Here is a 7,806-nt window from a genome sequence, read left to right on the forward strand (position 1 = left end):
ACCCCGCCCCCACCCCGCCCCCCGCCCCTCCGCGCGGGCCGGCCCGGCCCCCCCCGCCCCCGGGCCGACGGGTTCACACGGGTCGGACCGCGACCGCCTCCACCTCGAAGAGGAGGTCGGGCGTGGCGAGGGCGGCGACCCCGATCAGGGTCTGCGCGGGCGGCACCGCCCCCCACCGCTCGGCGACCGCACCCGCGATCGGACCCAGCTTCGCGGGCTCGTGGTCCACCACGTACGTCCGGAGCCGGACCACGTCGGCGAGTCCCAGGCTGTGGGCGGCGAGCGCCAGGCCCACGTTGTGGAAGGCCCGGTCCACCTGCGCGGCGAAGTCGGTGGAGACCACCGCGCCGTCGGGCCCGGAACCGTACTGTCCCGAGACGAAGACCAGTTCGGCTCCGGCGGGCGCCACGGTGGTGTGGCGGTAGCCGAAGGGGACCGGATCGTGCAGCCCTTCCGGAGTGCCAACGACGGCGGTGCTCACGCTGGTGCTGGTGTTCGTGCTCGTGCTCATGGGGATTCGCCTCTCGGAGGTGACGGGCTGCGACGGGGCCGCGACAGGGCTCCGCCCTGGTCAGCGGCGCGACGTCCAGGGGTCGGGCCCCCGTGCCGCGGTACGCACCGAGCCTCGCAACGAATCACGACACCGCGTGTCGTGTATCGCACAGGTCTTCCGCCGAGAGCGCCGGCCACCCTCCGGGCCGACGGGCGCGCGGGCCGACAGGCGTCCGGGCGTTCACGCCGGCCCCGGGCACGCGTTCGACTAGCTTTTCCGCATGCGCGCCGATCGGCTGGTCTCCCTGGTCCTGCTGCTCCGGCAGCACGAGCGGATGTCCGCGACCGCCCTGGCCCGTGAGCTGGAGGTGTCCACCCGGACCGTGCTGCGGGACATCGAGGCCCTGTCCGCGGCGGGCGTCCCGGTCTACGCCGAACGCGGGCGGCACGGCGGGTTCGCGCTGCTGCCCGGGTTCCGGGCGGAGTTCGCGGGACTGAACCACGAGGAGGCGGTGGCGCTGCTGGTCGCGGGCTCCCGGCGGGGCACCCAGGTCTTCGGCCTCGGTCCGGCCCTGGCCTCGGCCCTCCGCAAGGTGGTCGACGCGCTGCCCGCCGAGGACCGGGCCACCGCCGCGGAGGCCGCCCGACGCCTGCTGATCGACCCGGAGACGGACCTTCTCGCCCGTCCGCTGGTCACGGAGGCGCTGCCCGGCTCGGTGGTCACGGAGATCCGGCAGGCCGTCCTGGCCGGGCACCGCCTCCGCATCCGCTACGCCCCGGCCTCGCGGACGACCACGGACGGCCCGGACCCGGCGGCCTGGCGCACGGTGGACCCGGTGGGGCTGGTCACCGTACGCGGCCAGGGCTACCTGCTGGCCACGAGGTCCGGCGCGGACCGCACCTACCGCCTCTCCCGGATCCGGGAGGCGGAGGCCCTTCCCGAGCAGCCCGCGCGGCGCCCGGACCACGTGGACCTGGACCGGGCCTGGCGGGAGCGCAGCGAGCGGTTCCGGAGCGGCGGCGACCGGGTGACGGTCACCGTGCGGCTGGCCGCGGGACGCCGACCGGAGCTGGCGGCGACCGCCCTGTCCGTACGCGCCGAGGGCCCGCCCGGCCCGGACGGCGCCCTGCTCCTCGACGCCGTTTTCCAGGACCGCAGGCACGCCGAATGGGCCCTGTGGCAGCTGGCCCCGGACGCCGAGGCCCTCGCCCCGCCCTGGCTGCGCGACTCCCTCCGGGACCGCGCCGCGGCCACGGCCTCCCGTCACGCCCCGGACGACCGAGGAAGGATCTAGCCGGCCTTGCTCAGGAGCCCGTACTCCCGGGCCTTGTGCTCACGCCTCGCTCGGGACGTGCTCAGGCCGAGGCGGGTACGGGCGCGTGCTCGTGGGGGTGCGCGTGGTCGTGCGCATGGGGGTGCTCGTGGTCATGATCGTGCTCGTGGCCGCGGCTCCGGCCGCCGCCCCGCACCTCGATGCCTTCCAGCAGCGCGCGCGTGGCCTCGGCCACGGCCTCCACGGCGGCGTCGAACACCTCACGGTTGTGCGCGGCGGGCGCCCGGAAGCCGGACACTTTCCGGACGTACTGGAGAGCGGCGGCCCGCATCTCCTCCTCGGTGGCCTCTTCGGGCAGCGCGGGCGGACGCAGGGTCTTGATACTCCGGCACATACCTCGAGTATGCGCCCGCCCGCACCCACCCGGCAGCCCGTTCTCCCCATCGGCCCCACCCGACCACGTCGTGCCACGGTCGGCAGCGGAGAGCGGGAAACGGGGAGCGGAAGGCGGGGAGCAGGAAGCGGGGAGCAGGAAGCGGGGACCGGAAGCGGGGACCGGAAGCGGGATCGGAGGGCGGGACCCGCCCCCGTCCCTAGACGTACTCGGGGGTCGGCTCCGGGGTGGGCTCCGCCGCGGTCACACCGGTGTCGGCGTGCTCCGAGCGCTCCCCGTCCGCCGGGTCCCCCTCCGGGAACCAGCGGTCGAGCTTCTTCAGCAGCGCGTCCGTGGGCGGTTCCCATCCGAAAGCGGCGCACAGCACGTGCATCGCGAGGCGCGGCGGGACGGCGTTCCCGATCTGCTGGCCGACGTCCTTCCCGGACCACGGGTAGTCGGTCGGGAAGGTCTGCAGGCGGCCCGCCTCGGAGAAGGAGAAGCGCTCCAGCTCGACCTCGTCGAGGGTGACGACGCGGTTCCGCGAGATCTTGCCGGTGACGGTGGCCGAGGGCTCCGCGGAGGTGCGCCGGCCTCGGGCCTTCGGGTCGCCGCCGGTGCCGTAGTTGGAGATCACCTGGAACGGCGAGGTGCGGGTGACGACCTCGCCCATCGTCCGCCAGGGGTGCAGGCGGGCGTCACCGGCTTCGCGGGGCAGGCCCTTGCGGTAGGCGCGGTGGGTGGGCTCGGGGAGCTTCACCTCCGGCACGCCGCGGCGCGCGATCAGCACCGCCCGCTTGCGCGTCTGTGGAACGCCGTACTCCTCGGTGCGCAGGAGTCCGAAGTCGACGGCGTACCCCTCCCCGCGCAGGGCCTCGGCGTACGCCTCCCAGACGGGCAGGACGGCCGGCACCTGTTCGAGGACGATGGCCTCGTAGGGCTTCTTCCGTTCGTCGATCGCCTCCAGGGCCCATCGGAGGGGCTCCAGCACCAGTCCGGTGCGCTCGTCCTCCATCTTCGACAGGTCCGTGGCGATCGTCTCGCGGTCCTCCCGGGCGACCATGCGCGCGACGAAGGCGAGGACGTCGTCCAGGGCCCGGCGCCCCGCGCCGCCGCCCGCCACCGTGAAGGTCTGGCAGGGCGGCCCGCCCGCCAGGACGTCCGCGTCGGGGAAGTCGCCGGGCCCGAAGCGACGTACGTCACCTTCGGCGGTGACGAGCCCCGCGGCCCGCCGCGTGGTGCAGGCGGCCGGGTCCCACTCGACGCCCGCCGTGGCCACACCGAGCTTCTCGGCCGCCACGTCGAGGCCACCAGGGCCGGCGAACAGGTCCACGATCCGGACGGGTTGCACTTCATCTCCAGGTTTGTTGCCGCGGCTTCCGCAACGGTCGACTCGGTCGCTCCCCCACCGTCTGCGACAGCGACCCAGGGTAGCGCGCGCCACTGACACGACCCGCGCGCGAAGCGGGGCGCGGCCGGGTTCCCGCCGGTCAGCCGAGGGTCGGGGCCTCGACGGGGGCGTCGCCCTCGCGCCAGAGCACGTAGCGGACGCCGTCGATCTCGGTGGCCGGGCGGTCGTCGCCGTCCCCGGCCACGGCGAGCTTCGCGGAGACCCAGGAGCCCTTGGCCGGTACGGGCAGACCGAGGTCCGCGGCGATCTGCGGCTCGGGCTTGTAGTGGCCGAGGATGACATATCCCTCGGGCCTGAGGTGCTTGCGGGCGTCACGGACCCGCTTCGGTCCGTCCTGCTGGGTCGCGACGGTCAGGGCGGTGTTCCGGTCCACCAGCTCGCCCGCCACCTGACGGAAGAGCTCGTTGATCCGGAGCTGTCCGCCGTTCCCCGGCCCCCGGTGCCCGTCGGAGGCGTGGAACACGGCCGCGACCTTCTCCGGATGCTCCTGCTTCAGCCGGAGGAGGAAATTCTGCGGAAGGGTGCCCTGCTCCACGATCCACCGGATGCGCTCCTTGCCGGCGGCCGATACCGAGAGCTTTCCGTCACCGTTCTTGCCGGACGTCAGGACGTCCTTCGATATCCGCAGGAGCCCCACCTGGAAGAACCTCTTCGCGTCGTCGGCACGCATCAGCAGGCAGAGGTGTCCCATCGCCTCCTGCGGAATGGTCCAGGTCTTGTCCGAGGTCCATTTCGCGTCGACGTTCACGCCCTCGACGAGATAGTCCATGGGCTTCCCGTAGCCGAGCTCGAACGCGGCCCGTGCCACGATCTCGACCTTGGTGCCCAGGTAGGTCTTCTCGGTCTTCTCGACCCGGCCCTCGCCCGTCTTGACGGAGAGGTCGAACCGTTGGGTGCGCTGCCCGTCGAGGACCTCGTCGATGGACTGGCGGAACACCTGCGCGAACCGCGTCTCGTGGTGCGGGAGGGCCAGGAACCAGGCCAGGATCGCCTCCAGCTCCGGGTCGGCGCCCGCGGCCGCGTCGTCCACGGACTCCGCTCCTCCCACGGCTTCCACAGCTTTCACGACTTCCACGTTTTCCACGGACTCCACGGACTCCACGGCGAACAGTGCGGATTCCTGCTCCACGTTCATGCCCTCCCCCGAACGCACGAGACCCCCCACCATGGTCGGCGGGGGGTCGTTCACACGTGGGCGCGGACGGTTTCGAACCGCCGACATCTGCTTTGTAAGAGCAGCGCTCTACCCCTGAGCTACGCGCCCTCGTCCGCGGCCCGGCCGGGACGGAGTGGACAGCCTACATGGAGGGGACGGGGCCCACGCAAACCCGTGGCCGTGGGGGAGAATGGAGCGGGCAGGGCGGATGTGGTGCGGCGCGGGAGAGGGATTGTGACGGCGACTTCCCGGCGGTGGTTCGGTGGGCGGGACGAGAACCGGCGGGCCGATGCGCAGGCCGCCAAGGACGCGGCCGCGGCCGCCTTCTACGAGCTGGACACCGCGCAGCGGGACCTGCGGATCTCCATCGAGACCATCACGGCGGCGGACGGCTCCCCCGCCGCCCGGCAGGCCGTGGACGGGTTCGAGGCGCTGGGGCGGCGGATCGACGAGGTCAGCCACGAGTACATCCGCACCGTCGACGCCTACGACCTGGACCGGGACGGGCTGGAGGCGGCGACGGCCGCGCGGGCCCGGGAGGAGCTGGGCCGGGCCCGCGACGAGCTGGTGCGGGTGAAGGGGGAGCTGGAGCGCTTCGAACAGGGGCTGCGGCCGCTGCTGGACCGGGCCGAGACCCAGCTGGCGCGGCTGGCGCCGGCCCGGGAGCGGGCGCGGGCGGCGCTGCTGGCGGCGAGTGGCGCGCTGGACGCCGCGCGGGCCGCGGGTTTCCGGGCCGACGAGCAGGCCGCGCGGCTGGCGGCGCTGGCCCCGGAGCTGACCAGGCTGAACGAGGGCGCCGGCCGGCACGGGGTGCAGGAGACCGTGCAGCGGGCGGACCGGATCCTGCGGGACGCCGAGGCCGTGCGGGTCGAGGCCGAACGGCTGCCGGAGCTCGCCGGGGAGATGGATCGGCGCCTGGTGAGCCTGCGGACCCGGGCGCAGGCGCTGCGGACCCGGTCCGGACAGGTCGAGCCGGTGCTGAGCGAGCTGCGGCGGCGGTTCAGCGCGGCCTGCTGGCAGGACCTCCAGCGGGTTCCCGATCAGGCCGGGGTGTCCGTGGGGCAGGCGGAGGAGCGGTTGGCGGAGGCCGGACGGGCCCGGTCGGAGCAGCGCTGGGCGGATGCGACGGCCGCGCTGGGGACGGTGCGGGCGCTGCTGGACGCCACCGACGAGGCGGTGTCGGCGGCCGGGGACCGGCTGCGGCAGCTGGAGGCGGTGGCGCGGGACCCGCGCCAGGAGGTGGACCGGACCCGGTTCGCGATCCGGGACGCGCAGCGGCTGGCGATGGAGGGCCGCAGCGTGCCGGATCCGCGGCACGCCCGGCCCCTGGACGAGGCGGTGGCCCGGCTGGACCGGGCACGGGCCGCGCTGGAGGAACGTCACCCCGACTACTGGCACTTCCTCCAGGAGACGGAGGCGGTGCGGGAGGCGGTGGCCGCGGTCGTGGGTGACATCCGCTCGACCCGCGGCGGCCCGCACCACTGACGGGCCGGCCCGCGGCCCCCGACCCTCGTCCCCCGGCCCTCGGCCCCCGACAGCGCATCCGTCCGTCCGTGCGCGGAGGAACCGGGGGCAGGCGCCTCCTCGGCGCCGACCCCTCGACCGGGTGCCCCCACCGCCGGACCTCGCGAAATAGTTGATTTGCGTAGTTAATTGCCGGTATCGGGCCGCTCGTGCGAGGCTGCTGGACGGCCCCGGCCGGGGACGGACACCCCGGCCCGCCCGGCCGACCGCCGTCCCGCACCCCTGCCGTCAGGAAAGGAAGACGCCTTCCCGGGAGGAAGCACATGGAGTTCCCCACCGTCCCCCGCCTCCGCGGCCCGGACGTGCTGACCTTCGGGGAGACCGTCGTGGCGCTGAGCGCGGCGGAACCGTTGCGCCCCGGCGGGCCACTGGTCCTCTCGGTCACCGGACCCGAGTCCTCGGTGGCCCTGGCCCTGGCCGGACGGGGCCACCGGGTCCGCTGGGCGGGGGCCGTGGGCGAGGACCCGGCGGGCCGCCTCGTCCTCGACGCGCTCGCGGCTCGGGGCGTGGACGTCAGCGGCGCCCAGCGCGACCCCGGGGCCCGCACCGGCCTGCTGCTCACCGGACCGGACGCGGGGCCGCTCCCCGGACCGGCGGTCTCGGCCGCGGCCCGGATCCGCTCCTGCGAGGTGCAGCGGGTCTTCGCGGAGGCCCCGCCCCGCCTGCTGTACCTGACGGACGCGTCGGCGCCCTCGCGGGAGGCCCGGTCGGCGGCGCAGCTGGCCCTGCGGATGGCCGCCGAGCACTCCGCCCTGGTCTGCCTGGACCTGCGGAACGTGTCGGCGACCGGGACCGGGCCGCTGCCCGGATCCGTGGACGTCTGGCTCCCCTCCGCGGACCTCGTGATCCTCGCCGAGGAGCGGCCCGCGACCACCCGCACCGCGCCCCGTACCGCTCCCGCCGGAGCGGTGCCGCCCCGGGTCCGGGACCTGCTCGGCCGGGGCCCCGGGGAGGTGCTGGTGCGCTGGGCGGACGGCGGGGCCTCGGCCTACCGCCTCGGCGGTGAGGGCGAAGACGAAGGCCGGGGCGAGGGGCTGCACGCGGCACCGGCTCCGGCGGCGCTCCCCCGCACTCCGGCCGTGCCCGGCCTGCCGGTCACGGCCGCCGACGCCTTCGCCGCCGCATACCTCTCGGGACTCCTCTCGGGTGCCGACTCCCGGCGACGCCTCGACCGCGCGGTGGCCGCGGCCCGCGCCGGAACCGACCCGCACACCGGGCCCGACGCCCCCGGCTCCCCGGAGCGGGTCGAGTCGGACGGTCCCCGGCGGTACGTTCCGGAAGGAGCGTTCCCGGGGGTGGGCGCCTGCGCTTAGCCTGGGCGCATGCCTCGATACGAGTACCGCTGCCGGACCTGCGGCGACACCTTCGAACTGAACCGTCCGATGGCGGAGTCCTCCGCCCCCGCGGCCTGCCCCGCCGGGCACGACGACACCGTGAAGCTGCTGTCCGCCGTCGCGGTCGGCGGCACCGCCGCGGCCCCCGCGCGCCCGGCCGGCGGCGGCTGCTGCGGGGGCGGCGGCTGCGGCTGATCAGGGACGGCTCCCCGGAACCGCGCCTCGGGCGGGGGCGAGAGCCC

At 75.2% G+C, this 7,806-nt stretch carries 8 protein-coding genes and 1 tRNA gene; 4 read left to right on the forward strand and 5 right to left on the reverse strand.

What is annotated here, in order from left to right:
• Positions 1–73: 73 nt before the first annotated feature.
• Positions 74–481: a RidA family protein gene (locus tag ABTZ17_RS35230; RefSeq protein ID WP_352199896.1), complete on the reverse strand. Its 408-nt coding sequence runs from the start codon at positions 479–481 to the stop codon at positions 74–76.
• Positions 482–773: 292 nt separating this feature from the next.
• Here ABTZ17_RS35230 and ABTZ17_RS35235 point away from each other — a divergent pair, with 292 nt between their 5' ends.
• A complete protein-coding gene (locus tag ABTZ17_RS35235; protein ID WP_352199890.1) occupies positions 774–1,787 on the forward strand; it encodes a helix-turn-helix transcriptional regulator in 1,014 nt (337 codons plus the stop codon).
• Positions 1,788–1,848: 61 nt separating this feature from the next.
• Here the strand turns inward: ABTZ17_RS35235 and ABTZ17_RS35240 are convergent, their stop codons facing one another.
• From ABTZ17_RS35240 to ABTZ17_RS35255, 4 genes are all read right to left on the reverse strand, one after another.
• On the reverse strand, positions 1,849–2,160 hold the full coding sequence (locus ABTZ17_RS35240) for a DUF2277 domain-containing protein (protein WP_352199891.1): 312 nt from the start codon (positions 2,158–2,160) through the stop codon (positions 1,849–1,851).
• Between the two features lie 199 nt (positions 2,161–2,359).
• On the reverse strand, positions 2,360–3,490 hold the full coding sequence (locus tag ABTZ17_RS35245) for a DNA cytosine methyltransferase (protein WP_352199892.1): 1,131 nt from the start codon (positions 3,488–3,490) through the stop codon (positions 2,360–2,362).
• A 139-nt stretch (positions 3,491–3,629) separates the two neighbouring features.
• On the reverse strand, positions 3,630–4,685 hold the full coding sequence (locus ABTZ17_RS35250) for a NaeI family type II restriction endonuclease (protein ID WP_352199893.1): 1,056 nt from the start codon (positions 4,683–4,685) through the stop codon (positions 3,630–3,632).
• A gap of 57 nt (positions 4,686–4,742) precedes the next feature.
• Positions 4,743–4,814, reverse strand: a tRNA-Val gene (locus tag ABTZ17_RS35255).
• Positions 4,815–4,940: 126 nt separating this feature from the next.
• Between ABTZ17_RS35255 and ABTZ17_RS35260 the strand changes: the two genes are divergently transcribed.
• From ABTZ17_RS35260 to ABTZ17_RS35270, 3 genes are all read left to right on the forward strand, one after another.
• Positions 4,941–6,191, forward strand: coding sequence for a hypothetical protein (locus ABTZ17_RS35260; RefSeq protein WP_502994972.1), 1,251 nt, complete (start codon positions 4,941–4,943; stop codon positions 6,189–6,191).
• Positions 6,192–6,493: 302 nt separating this feature from the next.
• Positions 6,494–7,543, forward strand: a complete 1,050-nt coding sequence (locus ABTZ17_RS35265; protein WP_352199894.1) for a PfkB family carbohydrate kinase — start codon at positions 6,494–6,496, stop codon at positions 7,541–7,543.
• Between the two features lie 9 nt (positions 7,544–7,552).
• Positions 7,553–7,759, forward strand: a complete 207-nt coding sequence (locus ABTZ17_RS35270) for an FmdB family zinc ribbon protein (RefSeq protein WP_352199895.1) — start codon at positions 7,553–7,555, stop codon at positions 7,757–7,759.
• Positions 7,760–7,806: the final 47 nt, after the last annotated feature.

Source organism: Streptomyces sp. NPDC097619, from assembly GCF_040302735.1.
Taxonomy (GTDB): Bacteria; Actinomycetota; Actinomycetes; order Streptomycetales; family Streptomycetaceae; genus Streptomyces.

Excerpts from the sequence above, each read along its gene's own strand:
- ABTZ17_RS35240 (WP_352199891.1), bottom strand. The coding sequence starts at position 2,160 with ATGTGCCGGAGTATCAAGACCCTGCGTCCGCCCGCGCTGCCCGAAGAG.
- ABTZ17_RS35250 (WP_352199893.1), bottom strand. The coding sequence starts at position 4,685 with ATGAACGTGGAGCAGGAATCCGCACTGTTCGCCGTGGAGTCCGTGGAG.
- ABTZ17_RS35265 (WP_352199894.1), top strand. The coding sequence starts at position 6,494 with ATGGAGTTCCCCACCGTCCCCCGCCTCCGCGGCCCGGACGTGCTGACC.
- ABTZ17_RS35235 (WP_352199890.1), top strand. The coding sequence starts at position 774 with ATGCGCGCCGATCGGCTGGTCTCCCTGGTCCTGCTGCTCCGGCAGCAC.
- ABTZ17_RS35270 (WP_352199895.1), top strand. The coding sequence starts at position 7,553 with ATGCCTCGATACGAGTACCGCTGCCGGACCTGCGGCGACACCTTCGAA.